The sequence below is a fragment of the Streptomyces sp. NPDC097107 genome, from assembly GCF_044762405.1.
Taxonomy (GTDB): Bacteria; Actinomycetota; Actinomycetes; order Streptomycetales; family Streptomycetaceae; genus Streptomyces; species Streptomyces thinghirensis.
The window spans coordinates 118,174-138,340 of the sequence record NZ_JBIWEF010000010.1 but is presented as its reverse complement, the minus strand read 5'-3'; the positions used below and the strand labels follow the sequence as shown (position 1 = coordinate 138,340).

At 68.8% G+C, this 20,167-nt stretch carries 25 protein-coding genes, 1 tRNA gene and 1 riboswitch; of the genes, 9 read left to right on the top strand and 17 right to left on the bottom strand.

The features are described from left to right. Nucleotides 1–8: 8 nt before the first annotated feature. From ACIQ1J_RS24260 to ACIQ1J_RS24250, 3 genes are all read right to left on the bottom strand, one after another. Complete coding sequence (locus tag ACIQ1J_RS24260) at nucleotides 9–329, bottom strand: multidrug efflux SMR transporter (protein ID WP_055417143.1); 321 nt, start codon at nucleotides 327–329, stop codon at nucleotides 9–11. Between the two features lie 31 nt (nucleotides 330–360). After that, nucleotides 361–427, bottom strand: a riboswitch (guanidine-III (ykkC-III) riboswitch). 85 nt (nucleotides 428–512) lie between these two features. After that, entirely contained in the window at nucleotides 513–869 is a 357-nt protein-coding gene (locus ACIQ1J_RS24255; RefSeq protein WP_121747202.1) for a co-chaperone GroES, read from the bottom strand. Nucleotides 870–892: 23 nt separating this feature from the next. Next, entirely contained in the window at nucleotides 893–1,225 is a 333-nt protein-coding gene (locus tag ACIQ1J_RS24250) for a DUF3618 domain-containing protein (protein ID WP_210960701.1), read from the bottom strand. Nucleotides 1,226–1,318: 93 nt separating this feature from the next. On the opposite strand from ACIQ1J_RS24250, the gene bcp reads away from it, so the two are divergent. From bcp to ACIQ1J_RS24230, 4 genes are all read left to right on the top strand, one after another. Further along, nucleotides 1,319–1,786: a thioredoxin-dependent thiol peroxidase gene (gene bcp, locus ACIQ1J_RS24245; RefSeq protein ID WP_210960702.1), complete on the top strand. Its 468-nt coding sequence runs from the start codon at nucleotides 1,319–1,321 to the stop codon at nucleotides 1,784–1,786. Between the two features lie 129 nt (nucleotides 1,787–1,915). Further along, a complete protein-coding gene (locus ACIQ1J_RS24240; protein ID WP_403559916.1) occupies nucleotides 1,916–2,536 on the top strand; it encodes an HNH endonuclease in 621 nt (206 codons plus the stop codon). Further along, a complete protein-coding gene (locus tag ACIQ1J_RS24235) occupies nucleotides 2,533–3,399 on the top strand; it encodes an HNH endonuclease signature motif containing protein (protein ID WP_403559914.1) in 867 nt (288 codons plus the stop codon). Before ACIQ1J_RS24240 ends, ACIQ1J_RS24235 begins: the two co-directional genes overlap by 4 nt. 9 nt (nucleotides 3,400–3,408) lie before the next feature. Next, nucleotides 3,409–3,485, top strand: a tRNA-Leu gene (locus ACIQ1J_RS24230). Between the two features lie 60 nt (nucleotides 3,486–3,545). Here ACIQ1J_RS24230 and rdgB read toward each other — a convergent pair. From rdgB to ACIQ1J_RS24210, 4 genes are all read right to left on the bottom strand, one after another. Next, a complete protein-coding gene (rdgB, locus tag ACIQ1J_RS24225; protein ID WP_403559912.1) occupies nucleotides 3,546–4,148 on the bottom strand; it encodes an RdgB/HAM1 family non-canonical purine NTP pyrophosphatase in 603 nt (200 codons plus the stop codon). Nucleotides 4,149–4,194: 46 nt separating this feature from the next. Beyond that, nucleotides 4,195–4,602 (bottom strand): hypothetical protein, encoded by a 408-nt coding sequence (locus tag ACIQ1J_RS24220; protein ID WP_403559910.1) that lies wholly within the window; start codon nucleotides 4,600–4,602, stop codon nucleotides 4,195–4,197. A gap of 178 nt (nucleotides 4,603–4,780) precedes the next feature. Further along, on the bottom strand, nucleotides 4,781–5,521 hold the full coding sequence (gene rph, locus ACIQ1J_RS24215) for a ribonuclease PH (RefSeq protein WP_403559908.1): 741 nt from the start codon (nucleotides 5,519–5,521) through the stop codon (nucleotides 4,781–4,783). Between the two features lie 75 nt (nucleotides 5,522–5,596). After that, complete coding sequence (locus tag ACIQ1J_RS24210; protein ID WP_003975905.1) at nucleotides 5,597–5,830, bottom strand: glucose PTS transporter subunit EIIB; 234 nt, start codon at nucleotides 5,828–5,830, stop codon at nucleotides 5,597–5,599. A gap of 158 nt (nucleotides 5,831–5,988) precedes the next feature. Here ACIQ1J_RS24210 and ACIQ1J_RS24205 point away from each other — a divergent pair, with 158 nt between their 5' ends. Both ACIQ1J_RS24205 and ACIQ1J_RS24200 read left to right on the top strand, forming a co-directional pair. After that, on the top strand, nucleotides 5,989–7,284 hold the full coding sequence (locus tag ACIQ1J_RS24205) for a PTS transporter subunit EIIC (RefSeq protein WP_403559905.1): 1,296 nt from the start codon (nucleotides 5,989–5,991) through the stop codon (nucleotides 7,282–7,284). Between the two features lie 225 nt (nucleotides 7,285–7,509). Continuing rightward, the gene (locus ACIQ1J_RS24200; RefSeq protein WP_210960707.1) at nucleotides 7,510–8,814 is read left to right on the top strand and encodes a PTS transporter subunit EIIC; all 1,305 of its coding nucleotides are present in this window, start codon (nucleotides 7,510–7,512) and stop codon (nucleotides 8,812–8,814) included. A gap of 77 nt (nucleotides 8,815–8,891) precedes the next feature. Here ACIQ1J_RS24200 and ACIQ1J_RS24195 read toward each other — a convergent pair whose 3' ends face one another. Continuing rightward, nucleotides 8,892–9,644, bottom strand: a complete 753-nt coding sequence (locus tag ACIQ1J_RS24195; RefSeq protein ID WP_376673640.1) for an MBL fold metallo-hydrolase — start codon at nucleotides 9,642–9,644, stop codon at nucleotides 8,892–8,894. Nucleotides 9,645–9,848: 204 nt separating this feature from the next. On the opposite strand from ACIQ1J_RS24195, the gene ACIQ1J_RS24190 reads away from it, so the two are divergent. After that, nucleotides 9,849–10,313, top strand: coding sequence for a type II toxin-antitoxin system PemK/MazF family toxin (locus ACIQ1J_RS24190; protein WP_403559902.1), 465 nt, complete (start codon nucleotides 9,849–9,851; stop codon nucleotides 10,311–10,313). A gap of 4 nt (nucleotides 10,314–10,317) precedes the next feature. Here ACIQ1J_RS24190 and ACIQ1J_RS24185 read toward each other — a convergent pair whose 3' ends face one another. The 7 genes from ACIQ1J_RS24185 to clpS form a co-directional block, all read right to left on the bottom strand. Then, nucleotides 10,318–11,268, bottom strand: coding sequence for a PLP-dependent cysteine synthase family protein (locus tag ACIQ1J_RS24185; RefSeq protein WP_403559900.1), 951 nt, complete (start codon nucleotides 11,266–11,268; stop codon nucleotides 10,318–10,320). Between the two features lie 6 nt (nucleotides 11,269–11,274). Then, nucleotides 11,275–11,562: a MoaD/ThiS family protein gene (locus tag ACIQ1J_RS24180; RefSeq protein ID WP_210960711.1), complete on the bottom strand. Its 288-nt coding sequence runs from the start codon at nucleotides 11,560–11,562 to the stop codon at nucleotides 11,275–11,277. Nucleotides 11,563–11,662: 100 nt separating this feature from the next. After that, the gene (locus tag ACIQ1J_RS24175; protein ID WP_310873142.1) at nucleotides 11,663–11,758 is read right to left on the bottom strand and encodes a putative leader peptide; all 96 of its coding nucleotides are present in this window, start codon (nucleotides 11,756–11,758) and stop codon (nucleotides 11,663–11,665) included. A 79-nt stretch (nucleotides 11,759–11,837) separates the two neighbouring features. Then, a complete protein-coding gene (locus ACIQ1J_RS24170) occupies nucleotides 11,838–12,260 on the bottom strand; it encodes a Mov34/MPN/PAD-1 family protein (protein ID WP_403559897.1) in 423 nt (140 codons plus the stop codon). Nucleotides 12,261–12,437: 177 nt separating this feature from the next. Continuing rightward, the gene (locus ACIQ1J_RS24165) at nucleotides 12,438–13,865 is read right to left on the bottom strand and encodes an amino acid permease (RefSeq protein ID WP_403559895.1); all 1,428 of its coding nucleotides are present in this window, start codon (nucleotides 13,863–13,865) and stop codon (nucleotides 12,438–12,440) included. Between the two features lie 341 nt (nucleotides 13,866–14,206). Then, nucleotides 14,207–14,815: a DUF2017 domain-containing protein gene (locus ACIQ1J_RS24160; RefSeq protein ID WP_210960713.1), complete on the bottom strand. Its 609-nt coding sequence runs from the start codon at nucleotides 14,813–14,815 to the stop codon at nucleotides 14,207–14,209. 41 nt (nucleotides 14,816–14,856) lie between these two features. Then, a complete protein-coding gene (gene clpS / locus ACIQ1J_RS24155) occupies nucleotides 14,857–15,174 on the bottom strand; it encodes an ATP-dependent Clp protease adapter ClpS (RefSeq protein ID WP_403559893.1) in 318 nt (105 codons plus the stop codon). Nucleotides 15,175–15,272: 98 nt separating this feature from the next. Here clpS and ACIQ1J_RS24150 point away from each other — a divergent pair, with 98 nt between their 5' ends. Both ACIQ1J_RS24150 and ACIQ1J_RS24145 read left to right on the top strand, forming a co-directional pair. Then, the gene (locus tag ACIQ1J_RS24150; RefSeq protein WP_403559891.1) at nucleotides 15,273–16,619 is read left to right on the top strand and encodes a nicotinate phosphoribosyltransferase; all 1,347 of its coding nucleotides are present in this window, start codon (nucleotides 15,273–15,275) and stop codon (nucleotides 16,617–16,619) included. 49 nt (nucleotides 16,620–16,668) lie between these two features. Then, on the top strand, nucleotides 16,669–17,256 hold the full coding sequence (locus tag ACIQ1J_RS24145; protein ID WP_403559889.1) for a nicotinamidase: 588 nt from the start codon (nucleotides 16,669–16,671) through the stop codon (nucleotides 17,254–17,256). Nucleotides 17,257–17,269: 13 nt separating this feature from the next. On the opposite strand, the gene ACIQ1J_RS24140 is transcribed toward ACIQ1J_RS24145, so the two are convergent. Beyond that, complete coding sequence (locus ACIQ1J_RS24140) at nucleotides 17,270–17,611, bottom strand: hypothetical protein (RefSeq protein WP_403559887.1); 342 nt, start codon at nucleotides 17,609–17,611, stop codon at nucleotides 17,270–17,272. Between the two features lie 146 nt (nucleotides 17,612–17,757). Next, a complete protein-coding gene (locus ACIQ1J_RS24135) occupies nucleotides 17,758–20,109 on the bottom strand; it encodes an immune inhibitor A domain-containing protein (RefSeq protein WP_403559885.1) in 2,352 nt (783 codons plus the stop codon). Nucleotides 20,110–20,167 lie beyond the last annotated feature (58 nt).

Genomic DNA, 20,167 nt, shown 5'->3' with positions numbered 1-20,167 from the left:
CTGCCGGGTCAGTGCCCGGAGGTCGCCTTCAGACCCACCACGGCGACCAGCAGCAGACAGATGAAGAAGATCCGGGCGGCGGTCACCGGCTCACCCAGCACCACCATGCCGAGCACCGCCGCACCGGCCGCGCCGATCCCCACCCACACGCCGTAGGCGGTACCGATGGGCAGCGTCCGGGCCGCGTACGACAGCAGCACCATGCTGGCGACGATCCCCGCGCCGGTGAACAGACTCGGGACGAGACGGGTGAACCCGTCCGTGTACTTCATCCCGATCGACCAGCCGACCTCGAGCAGACCGGCGACGAGCAACAGAACCCAGGCCATGACGGGCACCTCCGTGAACGAACTGAACGGTGGTGCGTCGTCTTTTCCTTGGCCCGGTACGGCGCGTCTCGTCGGGGTGCTTCCCAAGGTAGCAAAGAGAGCCGAAAGGGGCCGGTGACCTCGATCACCAGCCCCTGAAAGCCCCTGCCGACCCCGGTTTCAGAGGCACGAGGCCCCAGAGTCTCAGAGATACAGCCCGGTCGAATCCTCCGACCCCTCGAACCGGTCCGCGGCCACCGCGTGCAGATCACGCTCGCGCATGAGCACGTACGCCGTGCCCCGCACCTCGACCTCCGCGCGGTCCTCCGGGTCGTACAGCACCCGGTCGCCCGGCTCCACGGTCCGTACGTTCTGTCCCACCGCGACGACCTCGGCCCAGGCCAGCCGCCGCCCGACCGCCGCCGTGGCGGGGATCAGGATCCCGCCCCCGGACCGCCGCTCGCCCTCACCGGTGTCCTGCCGCACGAGTACGCGGTCGTGCAGCATCCGGATGGGCAGCTTGTCGTCCGGGGAACTGTGCTCGTTTCTCTTGGCGCTCACGCCCTGAACCTACCTGCCCCGGCTCAGCGCCGGCGCCGCCGGGTGCCGCCCAGGGCGAGCAGCCCGACGACCCCTACGACGACGAGCGCGACGGGCACGACGCGCTCCATCCGGGGCGAGCCCTCCTCGTCCACGAACTGCGACTTCACATCGCTGACCACACGATTGACCTCGACGTACGCACGTCCGAGGGTGTGATCGACGCTGGAAGCGACCTTGGCCTTCGCATCGCCCACGATCGTCTTCGGGTGCACCCGCATCCCGATCTCGTCGAGCGTCTCGGCCAGCACCTCGCGGCGGCGCTTGATGTCCGCCTCGATCTGCGCCGGGGTTCTGATGTCCGACGTGTCCGCCACCGTACGGCCTCCGAAGTCTGCTGACGCTGTTCCGGACAGTCTGTCAGCTACTCGCCCCGCTGCACTGTCAGGACCCCCGGTTACGCTGGTTCGATGAGCGAGCGACTCCAGCCCGGGGACGTGGCCCCCGCCTTCACCCTCCCGGACGCCGACGGCAACGAGGTGTCCCTGTCCGACCACAAGGGCCGCAAGGTCATCGTGTACTTCTACCCTGCTGCCCTTACCCCCGGCTGCACGAAGCAGGCGTGCGACTTCACGGACAACCTGGAGCTGCTGGCCGGCGCGGGCTACGACGTGATCGGCATCTCCCCGGACAAGCCGGAGAAGCTGGCCAGGTTCCGCGACGCGGAGTCCCTGAAGGTCACCCTCCTCGCCGACCCGGACAAGAAGGTCCTGGACGCGTACGCGGCCTTCGGCGAGAAGAAGAACTACGGCAAGACCTACCTGGGCGTCATCCGCTCCACGATCGTCGTCGACGAGGACGGCAAGGTGGAACACGCCCTGTACAACGTCCGCGCGACGGGCCACGTGGCCAAGATCATCAAGGATCTGGGGATCTGACCCTTACCTTGCAGGGGCCGTACCGCACGACCGGTACGGCCCCTTCCGTTTATCGCGCGTGACTGTCCGATAACCGGTTCGTTACTCCGTACGAGGCTGCGAACGCGCGGCCGGTGACGGAGGGGAAGCATGGGGGTCAGGTACACCCGTCAACTGCTCGAAGAAGCAGCTCGGGCGACCACGAACTGGGACGACGCCGTGCGCTGGTGCGGCGGGACGCCAACGCCTGGCAGCAGGCGCTACCTGCGTCAAAAAATGGCCGAGGCAGGCGTGGACGCGGCACACTTTCCAACACAGTGGACGCGCCACACAGAGGTGGCTCTCCGGGAGGCCGTCGCCGCGTCGGCCAGCGTCAAGGAGGTTCTTCGCCGCCTGGGCATCAACCCGGTAGGCGGCAACCACACACACATCAGCCGCCGTATCGCGACATTGGGCATCGACACATCCCACTTCGCTGGGCGATCGCGAAAGCCCAGAGGTTCGCACGGCGATCCCCTGGTCCTTCGCACGCCGCAAGCGGGCAGGATCCCGGGAAGTCGGCTGCGACGACACTTACTCCGGTCCGGAGTTCCGGAGAGCTGCGCAATGTGCGGCACTGGACCCGAGTGGAACGGCAAACCCCTCCGGCTGGAGGTCGACCACGTCGACGGCGCCTGGTGGGACAACCGTCCGGAGAACCTTCGGCTGCTCTGCCCCAACTGCCATGCCTCAACGGACACATATCGAGGCCGTAGGCGCAGGGCCGCATGAGCAAGCCAAAGTACACACGCGACCTGCTGACACGAACTGCAGCCGGGGCTACCAGCATGGTCGACCTGATGCGCAAGCTCGGAACACCGATGGGAAGCGGCCCTCGCTGCTATCTCAGCAAGCGGCTACAGCACTACCGCATCGACACCTCGCACTTCCGCGAGGATCCGCTGCCGGAACGCGAACGGCGCAGCTATCCGGAAGAACTCCTCAGAGAGGCCGCCGCTCATTCGAACAGCATCAGGGAGATACTGGAGTACATGGGGCTTCCCCCGCAGGACGGCCCGTACGGCCACATCAGGAAGAGGCTGGACAAGTTCGGGATCGACACCTCGCACTTCACCAGCGGACGCGCATACGGTCCCGGCCTCCTCCCCCGCGCCGAACTGGCCGCAGCAGTCGAGACCGCCACGAGCGTGGCTGGAGTCCTCGCGGCCCTTGGCCGAAGCAGCAACGGTGCAACTCGGGCACTCGTGAAGCGCAGCATCGAAGCATTCGGCCTGTCGACTGCCCACTTCACAGGGCAGGGCCACTATCGCGGCACCCGGTCCCCACGCCGCAAGCCGGCGGCCGACATTCTGCTGCGGCGCGCTCCCGGATCTGCCCGTACCAGGACGGTTCTGCTCCGGCGAGCCCTTGATGACCTTGGCGTACCGCATGTCTGCGGTGAGTGCGGCATCGGAGACATCTGGCAGGGCAGGCGACTCGTACTGGAGATTGATCACATCAATGGCGATCGACTGGACGACCGTCAGGAGAACCTGCGTTACCTCTGCCCGTCCTGCCACAGTCAGACCAGTACGTTCGCCGTCCGATCGCGCGAACGCTCTGTCCCGCCGCAACGGCTCGCCAAGAGCCAGTAAGCTGTACGTGGGGCCGTAGCCCAATTTCGGCAGGAGGCACCACTTTTAGGTAGTGGACAGTGCGAGTTCGAGTCTCGTCGGCCCCACCTTCAGGGCGCGGCTCCCAACGGGGAGTCGCGCCCTTCCAGTTTCTTGCAGGCCCGCCCTTAGCCGAGCAGCTCCCGCACCACCGGCACCAGTGCCCGGAAGGCCTTCCCCCGGTGGCTGATCGCGTTCTTCTCGTCCGCCGTCAGTTCCGCGCAGGTGCGGGTCTCGCCCTCCGGCTGGAGGATCGGGTCGTAGCCGAAGCCGCCCGTGCCGGCGGGCTCGTGGCGCAGGGTGCCCCTGAGTTGGCCTTCGACGACCCGCTCCGTGCCGTCGGGCAGGGCCAGGGCCGCCGCGCAGGCGAAGTGCGCGCCCCGGTGCTCGTCGGCGATGTCGCCGATCTGGGCGAGGAGGAGGTCGAGGTTGGCCTTGTCGTCGCCGTGGGTGCCGGACCAGCGGGCGGAGAAGATGCCGGGCGCGCCGTTCAGGACGTCGACGCAGAGGCCGGAGTCGTCGGCGACGGCGGGGAGGCCGGTGGCCCGGGCGAGGGCGTGGGCCTTGAGGAGGGCGTTCTCGGCGAAGGTGATGCCGGTTTCGCGGACGTCGGGGATCTCCGGGTAGGCGTCCGCGCCGACGAGGTCGTGGGGCAGGCCTGCGTCGGCGAGGATGGCCCTCAGTTCGGTGATCTTTCCGGCGTTGCGGGTGGCGAGGATCAGGCGGGTCATGGGGTTCAGTATCCCGGACCCCTGAGTCCGTCCCGCCGGCCCGCCCTTACGGCGTGCAGACCTTCGTCAGTTCGCCGGCCGCGTCGGTGACGGGGCTCAGGTCCGGGGTGTTGTCGCCGTTCTCGACGGAGGTGCGGACGTTTTCGACGGCCTTGCCGAGGTCGTCGACCGCCGTGTTGACGTCGGCGTTGTCGGTCTTGTCGCCGATCTTGTCGAGGTTCTTGTCTATGGAGTTGAGGGATTCCTCGAGCTGCGCCGGGTCGTTGGACGCGTTCTCCACGGCCTGCTGGAGTGCGGTGACGCTGTCGGCGATGGCGTCGGCGGCCTGGACGCAGTCGAGGGCCTTGTCGACGGCGTCGCATCCGGTGGCGAGTCCGGCCGTCAGGGCGACGGCCGCCACGGTGGCGGCGGTGACGGTGGTGCGGCGAAGGCGGCGGTGGCGGCTCGCGGCCATGGGTCTCGGTCCTCCCCTTGGGACAGGGCCGGGCGGCCCGTGTGCGGTGCGGCGTCGGGCGTACGGCGAGTGCGTCGGCCGTACGCCCGTAGAACTGCTGCACTGCTATGGACGCGGCGGTGGGCGGTGGAGTTGCGTGTCCGGCCCGCCTTTTCTTGATGCGCCCTTGGTGTCCTCTTTACCTTTCGAGGGTCGCGTCCAGGGCCTTGCGCTGGAGGTCGGCCAGTTCGGCGCAGCCGCCGGCGGCGAGGTCGAGGAGGGCGTTGAGTTCGTCGCGGTCGAAGGGCTCGGCCTCGGCGGTGCCCTGGACCTCGACGAAGCGGCCGTCGCCGGTGCAGACGACGTTCATGTCGGTGTCGGCGCGGACGTCTTCCTCGTAGCGGAGGTCGAGGAGGGGGGTGCCGTCGACGATGCCGACGGAGACGGCGGAGACGGTGCCGGTGAGGGGCTTGCGGCTGGGCCTGATGAGCTTCTTGGTGGTCTGGGCCCAGGTGACGGCGTCGGCGAGGGCGACGTAGGCGCCGGTGACGGCGGCGGTGCGGGTGCCTCCGTCGGCCTGGAGCACGTCGCAGTCGAGGACGATGGTGTTCTCGCCGAGTGCCTTGTAGTCGATGACCGCGCGCAGGGAGCGGCCGATGAGGCGGCTGATCTCGTGGGTGCGGCCGCCGATGCGGCCCTTGACGGACTCGCGGTCGCCGCGGGTGTTGGTGGCGCGGGGCAGCATGGCGTACTCGGCGGTCACCCAGCCTTCGCCGCTGCCCTTGCGCCAGCGGGGGACGCCTTCGGTGACGGAGGCGTTGCAGAGGACTTTGGTGTCGCCGAAGGAGACGAGGACGGAGCCTTCGGCGTGCTTGCTCCAGCCGCGTTCGATGGTGACGGGGCGGAGCTGCTGGGGGGTGCGGCCGTCGATTCGTGACATGCGGGTGAGCCTAGCGGGCGCACGGGTAGGGGCCCGTCCCGTGGTGGGAGGGGCCCCTGGGTGCGCTCGGCGTCTTTACATCATGTCTTCGATCTCGGCGGCGATCGGGTCGGCGTCGGTGCCGATGACGACCTGGATGGCGGTGCCCATCTTGACGACGCCGTGGGCGCCGGCGGCCTTGAGGGCGGCTTCGTTGACCAGCGCGGGGTCGTTGACCTCGGTGCGGAGGCGGGTGATGCAGCCTTCGATCTCGTCGATGTTGTCGATGCCGCCGAGGCCGGCGACGATCTTCTCAGCCTTGCTGGCCATGTTCTTTCTCCCTGATCCGAGCCGCTTTGTGGCAGTAACCCACAGTTGGCCCATCTTCGCGAGCCATCGTGGGGCCTGTATCGAATGATGGCGTCACGGCGGCGGAGCCGTCTGTCAACTGGTCTACACCAGTGTACCGGCGACCGGATGGAGACCGGATGAGTGCCGACAGCGGGGTCAGCCCTGCACGTGCCCGCTGGAACAGGGCGTTCCAGGGGTTGCAGAAGATGGGTCGCAGTCTTCAGCTGCCCATCGCGGTCCTGCCCGCCGCGGGCATTCTCAACCGGCTGGGGCAGCCGGATGTCTTCGGGGACGACGGTCTTGGCTGGTCGAACGTCTCGAAGGTGATGACCGGCGCGGGCGGTGCGCTGCTGGACGGTTCGCTGGGACTGCCGCTGCTGTTCTGTGTGGGCGTGGCCATCGGGATGGCGAAGAAGGCGGACGGTTCGACGGCGCTGGCGGCGGTGGCGGGGTTCCTCGTCTACTTCAACGTGCTGCGGCAGTTTCCGGAGGACTGTCCGGAGGGTTCGGAGGCGATCCCGCAGATCGGGTGCCGGCTGACCGACGGGTCGGAGACGGTGACGGCCTTCACCTTCCAGAATCCGGGGGTCTTCGGCGGCATCGTGATGGGGTTGCTGACGGCCTATTTCTGGCAGCGTTTCCATCGGACGAAGCTGGTCGACTGGCTCGGGTTCTTCAACGGGCGCCGGCTGGTGCCGATCATCATGGCGTTCGTGGCGATCGCCTTCGCGGCGCTGTGCCTGTGGGTGTGGCCGCCGATCGGTGACGCGCTGGAGAGCTTCAGCGACTGGCTGACGGGGCTGGGCGCCTGGGGCGCGGGTGTGTTCGGGCTGGCGAACCGGGCGTTGCTGGTGATCGGTCTGCATCAGTTCCTGAACGTGCCGATGTGGTTCCAGTTCGGCTCGTACACGAAGCCGGACGGCACGGTGGTGCACGGCGACATCAACATGTTCCTGGCGGGTGACCCGAACGCGGGTCAGTTCACCTCGGGCTTCTTCCCGATCATGATGTTCGCGCTGCCCGCGGCGGCGCTGGCGATCACCCACTGCGCGAAGCCGCACCGGCGCAAGGAGGTCGGCGGTCTGATGCTGTCGGTGGCGCTGACGTCGTTCGTGACGGGGATCACGGAGCCGCTGGAGTACTCGTTCCTGTTCATCGCTCCGGTGCTGTACGCGGTGCACGCGGTGCTGACGGGTGTGTCGATGGCCGTGACGTGGGCGCTGGGTGTGAAGGACGGGTTCAGTTTCTCGGCGGGGCTGATCGACTACGTCATCAACTGGAACCTGGCGACCAGGCCGTGGCTGATCATTCCGATCGGCCTGGTATTCGCAGTGGTGTATTACGTGGTCTTCCGGTTCGCGATCACGAAGTTCGACCTGAAGACGCCGGGGCGGGAGCCGGAGGACGAGGTGGAGGACGTCACGAAGGTGTAGACCTCACGCACCCTCACGTACTCTTTGACCGTGGTCTCGCGAAGGCCCTCGGACCGGCCGTCCGGGGGCCTTCGGCACGCCCTCGGGGGCTCTGGCCTGGAGGCTTGACCGGGCACTGCGCGTAGTCCATCCGTCGCGGAATCACGGGTTCCTTACGCGGCCTTCATCGTGCTACAACAGGTCTACACCACTGAGTGGTGTAGACCACCACCCGATGGAGGAAGTATGAGCACCGCCACTGACAAGGCGGCCCCCGCAAAGAAGCGGGGATCTGGTCTTTTCCAGGGTTTGCAGAAGGTCGGCCGCAGCCTGCAGCTCCCGATCGCCGTGCTCCCGGCGGCCGGCATCCTGCTTCGCCTGGGACAGCCGGACGTCTTCGGGGCCGACGGCCTGGGCTGGGACAAGGTCGCCAAGGTGTTCGCGGGCGCCGGTGGCGCGCTGCTGGACGCCTCGCTGGGTCTGCCGCTGCTGTTCTGCATAGGCGTCGCTATCGGCTTCGCCAAGAAGGCCGACGGTTCCACCGCGCTGGCCGCCGTGGTCGGGTTCCTCACCTACTACTCGGTGATCCACCAGTTCCCCATCGAGGACGGTGTTCCCGAGGGAGCGCAGTTCGTCGGGACCGGACTCGGCGGCGTGTGGCAGAACGGTGCGGAGGTCACGGCGGCGTCGTACCAGAACCCGGGTGTGCTCGGCGGCATCATCCTGGGTCTGCTCTCTGCGGTGATCTGGCAGCGGTTCCACCGCACCAAGCTCGTCGACTGGCTGGGCTTCTTCAACGGCCGCCGCCTGGTCCCGATCATCATGGCGTTCGTGGGCACCGCCCTCGGCGTACTGGTCGTGGTCGGCTGGCAGCCCATCGGCGACCTCATCACCGACCTCGGTGAGTGGATCACAGGCCTCGGGGCCCTCGGTGCCGGTCTGTTCGGTCTGATCAACCGCGCGTTGATCCCGATCGGCATGCACCAGTTCGTGAACACCGTCTCGTGGTTCCAGATCGGTGACTTCACGAACGCTGCGGGCGAGGTCGTGCACGGTGACCTGAACCGGTTCTTCGCCGGTGACCCGGACGCGGGCCAGTTCATGTCCGGCTTCTTCCCGATCATGATGTTCGGTCTTCCGGCCGCCGCCATCGCCATCGCGCACGCCGCCCGTCCCGAGCGGCGCAAGGCCGTGACGGGCATGATGGTCTCGCTGGCACTGACCTCGTTCGTCACCGGTGTGACCGAGCCCATCGAGTTCGCGTTCATGTTTATCGCTCCGGTGCTGTATGTGATCCACGCGATCCTGACGGCCCTGTCCATGGCGATCACCTGGGCGCTCGGCGTGCACGCGGGCTTCACCTTCTCGGCGGGCTTCATTGACTACGCCCTGAACTGGAACCTGGCCACCAAGCCATGGTTGATCATCCCGATCGGCCTGGTATTCGCGGTGATCTACTACGTGCTCTTCCGATTCGCGATCACGAAGTTCAACCTCACCACCCCGGGCCGCGAGCCCGAGGAGGAGGTCGAGGACCTCACGAAGGCGTGAGTCCCCGCCGCGGACAAGCATGACGAGGGCCCCGGAACCGGCAAGGTTCCGGGGCCCTCGTCATGCCTGCGCGGGGGTTAGACCTCGTACACCGCGCCCGCCGCGGCGACCTCCACCGGTCCGTCGTAGACCTCGCGCGCGTCGGCGAGGTTGACCCGGGGGTCGGTCCACGGGGGGATGTGGGTGAGGACCAGGCGGCGGGCGCCGGCGCGGGTGGCGCTCTCGCCCGCCTCGCGGCCGTTGAGGTGGAGGTCGGGGATGTTCTCCTTGCCGTGCGTGAAGGCGGCCTCGCACAGGAACAGGTCGGTGTCGCGGGCGAGTTCGTCCAGCGTGGCGGTGACGCCCGTGTCGCCGGAGTAGGTCAGCGACCTGCCGCCGTGCTCGACGCGGATGGCGTAGGCCTCCACGGGGTGGGCGACGCGTTCGGTGTGCACGGTGAGGGGGCCGACCTCGAAGGTGGACGGCTTGACCGTGTGGAAGTCGAAGACCTCACTCATGGACGAGGCGGAGGGGGTGTCGGCGTAGGCGGTGGTGAGCCGGTGCTCGGTGCCCTCGGGTCCGTAGACCGGGAGGGGGTCGCAGCGGCCGCCCTCGTGCCGGTAGTAGCGCGCCACGAAGTAGGCGCACATGTCGATGCAGTGGTCGGCGTGCAGGTGGCTGAGGAAGATCGCGTCGAGGTCGTAGAGACCGCAGTGGCGCTGCAACTCGCCGAGGGCGCCGTTGCCCATGTCGAGGAGCAGCCGGAAGCCGTCGGCCTCGACGAGGTAGCTCGAGCAGGCCGATTCCGCGGACGGGAACGACCCCGAGCAGCCGACGACGGTGAGCTTCATGAAGCAGAAACCTCCGCTGGCGCGTGTGGAGAGACGGGGGTCGTGCGGTTTGTCGAGCGTAAGGCGCAAAACCTCGGGTCGCTCCTCCGCCAGGGGCCGTTGTGGGCGAACTCACCTGCGGTGTCACCGGTTCGGCTGGAAGTTGGGCGCGCGGGGCCATGGAGGGGGCGCGCGGGGGCAGTGCGCGCCGGTACGGTCGTCGGCATGAACACGTCCTGGTGGCTCGCCCTCGCGGCGGTGGTACTGCTCGCGCTCGTCGCCACGGTCGTCGACGGCTGGGGCCGGGGGCGGCGGCCTCCGCGGCCGGGCGGCAGCCGGCGCCCGCCGGGTCGGCCCACGGGGCCGGGAGGGCGGACGGACCGGCCGCGGCCCGCGGAGATCTGGTGGGCGAACGTGCCGTACGAGGACTCCGGCGGTGCGAAGGACCGGCCGTGTCTGGTGGTCCGGGTGCGCGGGCGGCGGGCGCTGGTGGCGAAGATCACCAGCCGGCACCGGGCCGGGCGGGCAGGAGTGATCACGTTGCCGCCGGGCTCGGTCGGGGACGCGCGGGGGCGGACGAGCTTCCTGGAGATGGACGAGTTGCGGGAGGTGCCCGTGCGGGACTTCCGGCGGCGGGTGGGTGTGGTGGACCCGGTCCTGTGGGACCAGGTCCGTCACCTCGCCGAGTGAGCGGTCAGGCCCAGAGCTGGCCCTGGAGGGTGTCGATGGCCTCCTCGGTGGTGGCCGCCGTGTAGACGCCGGTGGAGAGGTACTTCCAGCCGCCGTCGGCGACGACGAACACGATGTCCGCGCTCTCGCCGGCCTTCACCGCCTTGTTCCCGACGCCGATCGCGGCGTGCAGGGCGGCACCGGTGGAGACGCCCGCGAAGATGCCCTCCTGCTGGAGGAGCTCACGGGTGCGGGTGACCGCGTCGGCCGAGCCCACCGAGAAGCGGGTGGTGAGCACGGAGGCGTCGTACAGCTCGGGTACGAAGCCCTCGTCCAGGTTGCGCAGGCCGTACACCAGGTCGTCGTAGCGCGGTTCGGCGGCGACGATCTTCACGTCGGGCTTGTTCTCGCGCAGGAAGCGGCCGACGCCCATCAGGGTGCCCGTGGTGCCGAGGCCGGCCACGAAGTGGGTGATGGACGGCAGGTCGGCGAGGATCTCCGGGCCGGTGCCCGCGTAATGGGCGCCGGCGTTGTCCGGGTTGCCGTACTGGTAGAGCATCACCCAGTCCGGGTGCTCGGCGGAGAGCTCCTTGGCGACCCGTACGGCGGTGTTGGAGCCGCCCGCGGCCGGGGAGGAGATGATCTCCGCTCCCCACATGGCGAGCAGGTCCCGGCGCTCCTGGGAGGTGTTCTCGGGCATCACGCAGACGATGCGGTAGCCCTTGAGCCTGGCGGCCATGGCCAGCGAGATGCCGGTGTTGCCGCTGGTCGGCTCCAGGATCGTGCAGCCCGGGGTGAGGCGGCCGTCCTTCTCCGCCTGCTCGATCATGTGGAGCGCGGGGCGGTCCTTGATCGAGCCGGTCGGGTTGCGGTCCTCCAGCTTGGCCCAGATGCGGACGTCGTCGGACGGCGAGAGCCGCGGCAGGCCCACCAGAGGGGTGTTGCCCACCGCGGCCAGCGGGGAGTCGTAGCGCATCGCCGATCAGGCCATACCGCCGGCGACGGCCGGCAGGATCGTGATGCTGTCGCCGTCGGCGAGCTTGGTGGTGATGCCGTCCAGGAAGCGGACGTCCTCGTCGTTCAGGTAGACGTTGACGAAGCGGCGCAGCTGGTCGCCGTTCGCCTCGTCGACGAGTCGGGCCCGGATGCCCGCGTGCCTGGTCTCGAGGTCGGTGAAGAGCTCGGCGAGGGTGTCCCCGGTGCCCTCCACCGCCTTCTGGCCGTCGGTGTACTGGCGGAGGATGGTCGGGATGCGGACCTCGATGGCCATGGCTGAGGGCTCCTGTCGGAAGGTGTCGTGGGTTCGGTGAGGCGCGCGGCGGCACGCGGCAGCCCGCCGCGGCGCACGGCCGTACGGCGGCAGCGGAAGATCAACAGATGGCGCTGTTCAGCCTGCACAGGTCGACGTGCAGCCGCGCCACGAGCAGCGTGCCCGGCGCCTTTTCGCTCACGTCGAGAAGAACCATGGGCTCATCGTATCGATTCCCGGTCCGGCATTCGGAGTGTGATCTCATCTGCTGGACGCTTCCCGTCCGTCCTGTGATATCAGTACGCCTCCACGACCTTGACCTCCTCCTCGGCCACCTCGCCCTCGAGGATGCGGAACGACCGGAACTGGAAGTCGCCGGCGCCGTCGGTGTCCGCCGTGGAGACCAGGACGTAGTGGGCGCCGGGCTCGTTGGCGTAGGTGATGTCGGTGCGGGAGGGGTAGGCCTCGGTGGCCGTGTGGGAGTGGTAGATGACCACCGGCTCCTCGTCCCGGTCGTCCATCTCCCGGTAGAGCCTGAGCAGGTCCTGCGAGTCGAACTCGTAGAAGGTCGGCGAGCGGGCGGCGTTCAGCATCGGGACGAACCGCTCGGGGCGGCCCTCGCCCACGGGGCCGGCCACCACGCCGCACGCCTCGTCGGGGTGGTCCTCGCGCGCGTGGGCGACGATCTGGTCGTACAGGGCCTGGGTGATGGTCAGCATGCGGCCAGGATAAGCAGAAGGGCCGATCGGTACCGGTGGGTGGTACGGATCGGCCCATATGCCGGACATCCTGAGCGGTGGCCGTGCCGGGTGCCACGAGCACCCCGTGCGGCCGGACGTCCGCGATGCGCGCGAACGCGCTGGTCAGCGCCGGTCGCCGGGGCGGCCGGGGCGGCGTCAGCCGATCTTCTCGAACTCCGGCTCGCCGGGCCGCTCGGCAATCTGCGGGTTGCGGCTCTTGAGCACGGCCCAGCCGATGCCGAGGGCGGCGGCCCAGCCGGCCATCACGTACAGGCAGACGCGGGCGTCGGCGTCGTAGGCGATCAGGCAGGTGACGAAGAGCAGGAAGACGATGGCGATGTAGGAGCACACCGAGCCGCCCGGCGCCGGGAAGGAGGAGGCGGGCAGGCGGCCCGCGACGACCTTGCGGCGGTAGCGGACGTGACTGATCAGGATCATCAGCCAGGTCCAGATGCCGGCGGCGGTGGCGATGGAGGTGACGTAGCCGAAGGCCTTCTCCGGGACGACGTAGTTCAGGACCACGCCGATGCCCATGAAGATCACCGAGATGCCGATGCCGATGGCCGGGGTCTTGGTCGACGACAACCGGCTGAAGACCCCGGGGGCCTCGCCGTTGTCCGCGAGGGTGCGCAGCATGCGGCCCGTGGAGTACATGCCGGAGTTGCAGGACGACAGGGCGGCGGTGAGCACGACGAAGTTGACGATGCCGGCGCCGGCCGGGATGCCGATGACGGTGAAGGCCTCCACGAAGGGGCTGACGCCCTCGGCGAACTCCGTCCACTTCACCACTGCCAGGATGACGGTGAGGGCGCCGACGTAGAAGAGGGCGATGCGCCAGGGCAGGGTGTTGATCGCCTTGGGGAGGGTCTTCTCGGGGTTCTCCGACTCGCCGGCGGTGACGCCGACGAGTTCGACGGCGAGGTAGGCGAACATGACGCCCTGGAGGGTCATCAGGGACGAGCCGATGCCCTTGGGGAAGAAGCCGTCGAAGGCCCAGAGGTTGGAGACGGCGGCGGTGTCGCCGGCCTGGCTGAAGCCGAGGGTGAGCACGCCGACGCCGATCACGATCATGCCGATGATGGCGGTGACCTTGACCATCGAGAACCAGAACTCGATCTCGCCGAACAGCTTCACCGAGATCAGGTTGGCCACGAACAGCAGGACCAGGAAGACCAGGGCCGACACCCACTGCGGGATGTCCGGGAACCAGTAGTGGATGTAGATGGCGGCGGCGGTGAGCTCCGCCATGCCGGTGACCACCCACATCAGCCAGTACGTCCAGCCGGTGAAGTAGCCGAAGAAGGGGCCGAGGAACTCGCGCGAGTACTCGGCGAAGGAGCCGGAGACCGGTCGGTAGAGCAGGAGTTCGCCGAGCGCCCGCATGATGAAGAAGATGATCACGCCCGCGAGGGCGTACATGAGGATGATGCTGGGGCCGGCCTTGGCGATGTTGGCCCCGGCGCCCAGGAAGAGACCGACGCCGATGGCGCCGCCGATCGCGATCATCTGGACCTGGCGGCTGTTGAGCCCGCGCTCGTAGCCCTCTTCGGGGGCCTTGTCCGTGTCGACCTGCGCAGAGGTCATGTGTGGTGCGCCTTTCTCCATGCCGATCCGGGCCTCGACTCGGCCTCGGATCGGGTCTCGATCCCCCCGGATGATGGAGTTGAGCGGGCCTCACGTCCCGCTCGGTGCCTGGCCGGCGATCCGCCGGCTCGGTGGCGCACCCGGCCGAACATTCGGGTGGTGTTCGCCGGGCGGTCGTGAAGATTTACCACGACCGGGAGGTCGATCACGGGAGAACTATGTGACGCACAGCACAGACAAATAAGGACAGAAGGCGCCCGAAATGGGCGAAGAGGGGTAATTCCTTGACGAGATCATTACCCGGATTTGAGGTACCGCTGAGCGGACACTCTGCCCGGCAATCAGGGCATAAGGGTCGCGACGAGCGACTCCTGGAGTCCGCCGAGCCACAGGTACGCCATCACCATCGGCTTGCGCGGGTCCTCGTCCGGGAGCCGGTAGAGCAGGTCGGTGTCGTCCTCGTCGGCGATCTCCAGCCGGGAACCGATCGCGAGGCGCAGGTCGTTCAGGGCGCGCAGCCACTCCTGGGACTCCTGGGGCGACAGCTTCAGCACCGCCCCCTCCTCACCCGCGGACGCCGAGGCGAGGGTGTCCAGGGTGCGGATGACCGCGAGCGCGCTGTCGCGCTTGCCGGCCCGCAGGTCGTTCTCGGTATAGCGGCGGAACTCGGCGGAGTACGCCCGCTGCTCCTCGGCCTCCTTGGCCTGCGGGGCGCCCCCGGGGTCGCCGTAGGCGTCCGGGAAGAGGCGCCGCAGCACCGGGTCGGAGGGCGGCTCGCTCGGGCCGTCGGCGAAGAGCTCGGCCAGCGGGTCGTCGGAGGCGTCCTCGGCGGGTCCGGGGCCGATCAGCTCCAGGAGCTGCACGGCCAGGGACCGGATGATGGAGATCTCGACGTCGTCGAGGGCGACGGCCGCGCCGCCGCCGGGAAGCGGTTCGAACTGTCCTGGCATGGAGGCGATTCAGCTACTTCCGTCCTGCGGGCGGGCGTGGGTCATTTCCGGTCCTGCTGGAGGGTGGCCCACAGACCGTAGCCGTGCATGGCCTGGACGTCCCGTTCCATCTCCTCGCGCGAGCCGGTGGAGACGACCGCGCGGCCCTTGTGATGGACGTCCGTCATGAGCTTGGTGGCCTTCTCCTTGGAGTAGCCGAAGTACGACTGGAAGACGTACGTCACGTAGCTCATGAGGTTGACGGGATCGTTGTGGACGATCGTCAGCCAGGGCACGTCGGGCTCGGGTACGGCGAAGACCTCCTCCGCCGATTCGGTCTTCTCGATCTCCATGGGTGCGGCTGCCGTCACATGGCCCATGCTGCCACCACAGGGGGGCACTCGCACAAACGGGCCTGTGGCCGGCGCCACGCCACCACAAATCGTCAGACTGACGAAATGGGGGTAGCATCCTCGTCATGAACACAGCGGACCTTGGGCTGCCGGTGGACGTTCCCTCGACGGCGCTCTTCACGGACCAGTACGAGCTGACCATGCTCCGAGCCGCCCTGAAGGCGGGCACGGCCGGGCGGCGGAGCGTGTTCGAGGTCTTCACGCGGCGACTGCCGGACGGGCGCCGCTACGGCGTCGTCGCGGGCACCGGACGGGTGCTGGACGCGGTGGAGAACTTCCGCTTCGACGCGGACGTCCTGCGCTTCCTGCGCGAGAAGGGCATCGTCGACGAGGAGACCCTCGACTGGCTCGCCCAGTACCGCTTCGGCGGCGACATCTGGGGCTACCCCGAGGGGGAGGTGTACTTCCCGGGCTCGCCGATCATGCGGATCGAGGGGACCTTCGGCGAGTGCGTGCTGCTGGAGACGGTGATCCTCTCCATCCTCAACCACGACTCGGCGATCGCCGCCGCCGCCTCCCGGATGGCCTCCGCCGCCGGGGAGCGTCCGCTGATCGAGATGGGCGCCCGCCGCACCCACGAGCTGGCCGCCGTCGCCGCCGCCCGCTCCGCCTACGTCGGCGGCTTCGCGACCACCTCCGACCTGGCCGCCGGCTTCCGCTACAACATCCCCACCGTGGGCACCTCCGCCCACGCCTTCACCCTGCTGCACGACAATGAGCGGGACGCCTTCCGCGCCCAGGTGGAAGCGCTCGGCCGGGACACCACGCTCCTCGTGGACACCTACGACGTCGCCGAGGCCGTCCGTACGGCCGTGGAGATCGCCGGGCCGGAGCTGGGCGCCGTGCGCATCGACTCCGGCGACCTGCTGCTGGTCGCCCACCGGGTGCGGCAGCAGCTGGACGAGCTGGGCGCGACGGAGACGAAGATCGTCGTGACCTCGGACCTGGACGAGTACGCCATCGCCTCGCTGGCGGCGGCGCCCGTGGACGCGTACGGCGTCGGCACCCAGCTGGTGACCGGGTCCGGGCACCCGACGGCCTCGATGGTCTACAAGCTGGTCGCCCGCGCGGAGTCCGGTGAGGACGGGGCGCCGCTGGTGCCGGTGGCGAAGAAGTCCAGCGGCGGCAAGACCTCGATCGGCGGCCGCAAGTGGGCGGCCCGGCGGCTGGACAGCCACGGCTACGCCGAGGCCGAGGTGGTCGGCACCGGGCCGGTGCCCGAGGACCTCGCCGGCCGGCAGCTCCTGGTCGAGCTGGTCAAGGGCGGCACGGTCGTCGCCCGCGAGCCGCTGGACGCCGCCCGGGACCGGCACGCGGCCGCCCGCGCCAACCTCCCGCTGTCCGCCACCCAGCTCTCCCGAGGGGAACCCGTCATTCCGACGGAGTACGCGCACGGGGGCTCGGGTAGCTAAAGCTGGTGCCCCTCAACCTCACATCCGATCCAGCCGAAGGACACCGACCATGCGCCGCGCCCTGATCGTCGTAGACGTGCAGAACGACTTCTGCGAGGGGGGCAGCCTCGCGGTGTCCGGCGGTGCGGACGTGGCCGCCGCCATCACCGAGCTGATCGGGCAGGCGCCCGCCGGCTACCGCCATGTCGTGGCCACCCGCGACCACCATGTCGCACCGGGCGGCCACTTCGCCGACCACCCCGACTACGTCCACTCCTGGCCCGCGCACTGCGTCGCCGGCACGGAGGGCGTCGGCTTCCACCCGAACTTCGCCCCCGCCGTCGCGTCCGGCGCGATAGACGCCGTCTTCGACAAGGGTGCCTACGCGGCGGCCTACAGCGGCTTCGAGGGCGCCGACGAGAACGGCACGTCGCTCGCCGACTGGCTGCGGGCCCGGGAGATCGACGAGGTCGACGTCGTGGGCATCGCCACCGACCACTGCGTACGGGCCACCGCCCTGGACGCCGCGCGCGAGGGCTTCCGTACGCAGGTGCTGCTCGACCTGACCGCCGGGGTGGCCGCGGAGACCACCGAGCGGGCGCTGGAGGAGCTGCGGGAGGCGGGCGTGGAGCTGTCCGGGAAGCCGGTCGTCCAGTAGCCCCGGCAACCGGTCACGTCTGTGCCGTCGGGCGTCTGAGCAGCGCCCGGATCGGATGCCACAGCTCCTGGACGAGGTCCGGGCCGCCCACGGCTCCGGCCACCGGAGCCGTGCGCCATATGAGGCCGTCCGGGTGGTGCAGGACCGCCGTGATCTCGTCCGGCGTCGGCGGGGCGGCGTTGCCCCGCAGGTAGACCGCGCGCAGTCCCAGGTTGCGCAGCCTGGTCAGGGCGCGCGCCCGGTTCTGGGCGTGGACGAGAAAGCGCACGCTGCCCTCCGGAGCGGTGGGGCTGGGCAGGTTCAGTGCCACCACCACCGTGCCGTTCGGCAGCTTGCTGAAGCCTCCTGCGGCCATGCGGTCATACCCCCGAGTCAGCCTGTGTCGGTCCGGGCCTCGGACCCGGTGTCAATAAGAGAACCACAGGACGCACCTAAACACGGATCGGCGGCGACCCGCCAGGGGGTCACCGCCGATCACGCTCTGACCTGGGCAGATGCTAGTTACCTGCCCGCAGGGCCGACCTCGAGCTCGATCGTCGAGCCGTTCTTGGCCTCCTTGAGAATCCTGATCTTCGTGTTGGTGTCAGTGATCTTGACGCCGCCGGTCGGGTTCGACGCGTCGTAGTAGTCGCTCTTGCGGTCGTTGAAGACCGAGACCCCCTTCGAGCCCGGGAAGTACTTCGCCACGTCCGCCTTGTGCAGCGTGACGGCGTCCGTGCGGTAGAGGCTGAACGGCGAGTCGTACGACTGGATGCGGTTGCGCAGCAGCGTGCCGTCCTTCCACTTCATCGCGGTCGGGTGCGAGTCGACCGGCAGGAGGAGGCCGGTGCCCGGGTGCTGGCTGGTGTTGTTGTCCGCCTGGGAGGTGTCCCACTTCCAGATCAGCAGGCCGTTCTGGTACGCGTAGTGCTCCACCCAGTCCGGGCGCTCCGTGAAGCCGAAGTTGTACGGGCCGGTCTTCAGCGTCTTGTCGTACGACACGTACTGCCGGTTCTCGGCGATGTAGTACTGCGCGTAGTCCCTGGTGAAGGACGCGCCGACGCGGGAGAAACCGGTGGCCGTCCAGGCGTCGTCCGCGGTCTCGGCGTTGTCGGTGAAGAGCGTCTCACCGTCGGCCCACACCGCGATCCCGTCGGCGGTGAAGCCCTTCTGGGCCACGCCCCCGTCGGTCTGGTAGCGGAAGCGCAGGTCGATCTTCTTGCCCGCGTAGGCGTCGAGGGAGTACGCGAACTTCGTGTAGTCGTCGATCGTGCCGTGCAGGGCGGGCTTGTCGGCGGCGTCGCGCGGGATCGGGTACCCGTCCACCACGCCGTCGACCGCGGTCCAGTTGGCGCCGCCGTCGGTCGAGACCTCGGTGTAGAGGTAGTCGTAGTTGGCCTCGATGTCGTACCAGCCGTCGAAGGTCAGCTCCGCGGTGGTCCTCCCGGTGAGGTCGACCGAACGGGTCAGCGTGTTCTTGAGGTTGTCACCGCTGCCGCTCCACCACTGGGTCTCGCCCTCGGCAGGGGTGACGATCTCGGTGGTGACCGCCTTCTTCGGCAGCTCGACGACCAGACCCTGCTTGTGCTTGGTGTTGTACTCCGCCACGCCCAGCTTGTGCCAGGAGTTGACCCCGGCCTTGGCGGTGTCGTAGTTCAGCCAGCCGAGCTGGAGCTTGTCCCAGGCGGTCATGTCGCCGGGCAGGTCGCCGATCTCGCTGCGACCGGTGCCGAGCCAGGAGCCGGACGACATCAGCGTCCAGAAGCCGGTGGAGTTGTCGCCGCCGGCGGTGTCGTAGTGGTCCGGCAGACCGAGGTCGTGGCCGTACTCGTGGGCGTAGACGCCGAGGCCGCCGTTCTCCGGCTGGATGGTGTAGTCGCCGACCCAGACACCGGTGGAGCCGATCTGCGAGCCGCCGAGCCTGTTCTGCTCGGGGCCGGTGGCGCCGGCGTCGGTGCCGAAGGCGTACCAGCGGTGGGCCCAGATCGCGTCGGTGCCCTGGGCGCCGCCGCCCGCGGACTCGTCCTCGCCGGCGTGCACGATCTGGAAGTGGTCGATGTAGCCGTCGGGCTCGTTGAAGTCGCCGTCGCCGTCGAAGTCGTAGCGGTCCCACTCGTCGAAGCGGGCGGCGTCGGCCTTGATCTGGGCGTCGGTGCGGCCGGCCGCCTTCTGCTGCTCGACCCAGGCGTTCAGGCCGTCGCTGACGACGTTCCACACGCTCGGGCAGTTGGTGGCGCCGCAGTCGTTGTTGCCGTAGCGGGCCTCGTTGTAGGGGACCTTGACCCAGTCGGAGACCTCTCCCTCGACCGAGTAGCGGCCGGAGGACTGCTTCTCGTAGTACGTCTTGACCGAGTTGACGCCCTTGCCGGAACCGAAGTACAGGTCCTGGAAGTGCTGCTGGTCGTAGTCGGCCTTCCAGGCCGTGGAGTTGTCCGTCCTGCGGTCGGGCTTGGCTATCCGGTTGTGCAGCGGGCCGGGGTCGCCGCCGTAGCGGCTGTCCACCTCGTCCCCGAACTCGACCAGGATGGTGAAGATCTTGTCGGTCTTCTCCCGGCCCAGCTCGACGTACTTGGCGTCGCCCTTCTTGCTCTTGAGCTGGACGACGTTGGAGCCGTCCTTCTTCTTCACCGAGGCCTTGCCGGATATGACCTGCTTCAGGGCTTCCTCGCGCTGGGCCTCCTGAGTTTCGCTCATCGGGCCCTTGAGGTCATGGGAGTCCATGCCCTTCGCGGGGTGCGGGTCGTGACGGTCCACGGCTTCCGGCCGGGCCGGCGAGTCCGCCTGTGCCACGCCGGCCGCGGAGAGCGTGGCGGTGGCTGCGGCGAGTGCGACTGTGGTCGCCGCCGTTCTGAACTTCCAGGATCTGCTGGTCACTTGAGTTCCTCCCCCGCGTCCACGCGCGCGGATGGGGGGACAAGGACATGGCAGAGTC

Coding starts and splice junctions, on each gene's coding strand:
- ACIQ1J_RS24140 (WP_403559887.1), bottom strand. CDS start 17,611: ATGGCCGCAGGAGGCTTCAGCAAGCTGCCGAACGGCACGGTGGTGGTG.
- ACIQ1J_RS24175 (WP_310873142.1), bottom strand. CDS start 11,758: ATGGTTCTTCTCGACGTGAGCGAAAAGGCGCCGGGCACGCTGCTCGTG.
- bcp (WP_210960702.1), top strand. CDS start 1,319: ATGAGCGAGCGACTCCAGCCCGGGGACGTGGCCCCCGCCTTCACCCTC.
- ACIQ1J_RS24180 (WP_210960711.1), bottom strand. CDS start 11,562: ATGGCCATCGAGGTCCGCATCCCGACCATCCTCCGCCAGTACACCGAC.
- ACIQ1J_RS24150 (WP_403559891.1), top strand. CDS start 15,273: ATGAACACAGCGGACCTTGGGCTGCCGGTGGACGTTCCCTCGACGGCG.
- ACIQ1J_RS24145 (WP_403559889.1), top strand. CDS start 16,669: ATGCGCCGCGCCCTGATCGTCGTAGACGTGCAGAACGACTTCTGCGAG.
- ACIQ1J_RS24240 (WP_403559916.1), top strand. CDS start 1,916: ATGGGGGTCAGGTACACCCGTCAACTGCTCGAAGAAGCAGCTCGGGCG.
- rdgB (WP_403559912.1), bottom strand. CDS start 4,148: ATGACCCGCCTGATCCTCGCCACCCGCAACGCCGGAAAGATCACCGAA.
- ACIQ1J_RS24235 (WP_403559914.1), top strand. CDS start 2,533: ATGAGCAAGCCAAAGTACACACGCGACCTGCTGACACGAACTGCAGCC.
- ACIQ1J_RS24260 (WP_055417143.1), bottom strand. CDS start 329: ATGGCCTGGGTTCTGTTGCTCGTCGCCGGTCTGCTCGAGGTCGGCTGG.
- ACIQ1J_RS24170 (WP_403559897.1), bottom strand. CDS start 12,260: ATGCTGACCATCACCCAGGCCCTGTACGACCAGATCGTCGCCCACGCG.
- rph (WP_403559908.1), bottom strand. CDS start 5,521: ATGTCACGAATCGACGGCCGCACCCCCCAGCAGCTCCGCCCCGTCACC.
- ACIQ1J_RS24195 (WP_376673640.1), bottom strand. CDS start 9,644: ATGAAGCTCACCGTCGTCGGCTGCTCGGGGTCGTTCCCGTCCGCGGAA.
- ACIQ1J_RS24165 (WP_403559895.1), bottom strand. CDS start 13,865: ATGACCTCTGCGCAGGTCGACACGGACAAGGCCCCCGAAGAGGGCTAC.
- clpS (WP_403559893.1), bottom strand. CDS start 15,174: ATGGGCCATGTGACGGCAGCCGCACCCATGGAGATCGAGAAGACCGAA.
- ACIQ1J_RS24200 (WP_210960707.1), top strand. CDS start 7,510: ATGAGCACCGCCACTGACAAGGCGGCCCCCGCAAAGAAGCGGGGATCT.
- ACIQ1J_RS24210 (WP_003975905.1), bottom strand. CDS start 5,830: ATGGCCAGCAAGGCTGAGAAGATCGTCGCCGGCCTCGGCGGCATCGAC.
- ACIQ1J_RS24160 (WP_210960713.1), bottom strand. CDS start 14,815: ATGCCAGGACAGTTCGAACCGCTTCCCGGCGGCGGCGCGGCCGTCGCC.
- ACIQ1J_RS24220 (WP_403559910.1), bottom strand. CDS start 4,602: ATGGCCGCGAGCCGCCACCGCCGCCTTCGCCGCACCACCGTCACCGCC.
- ACIQ1J_RS24185 (WP_403559900.1), bottom strand. CDS start 11,268: ATGCGCTACGACTCCCCGCTGGCCGCGGTGGGCAACACCCCTCTGGTG.
- ACIQ1J_RS24205 (WP_403559905.1), top strand. CDS start 5,989: ATGAGTGCCGACAGCGGGGTCAGCCCTGCACGTGCCCGCTGGAACAGG.
- ACIQ1J_RS24190 (WP_403559902.1), top strand. CDS start 9,849: ATGAACACGTCCTGGTGGCTCGCCCTCGCGGCGGTGGTACTGCTCGCG.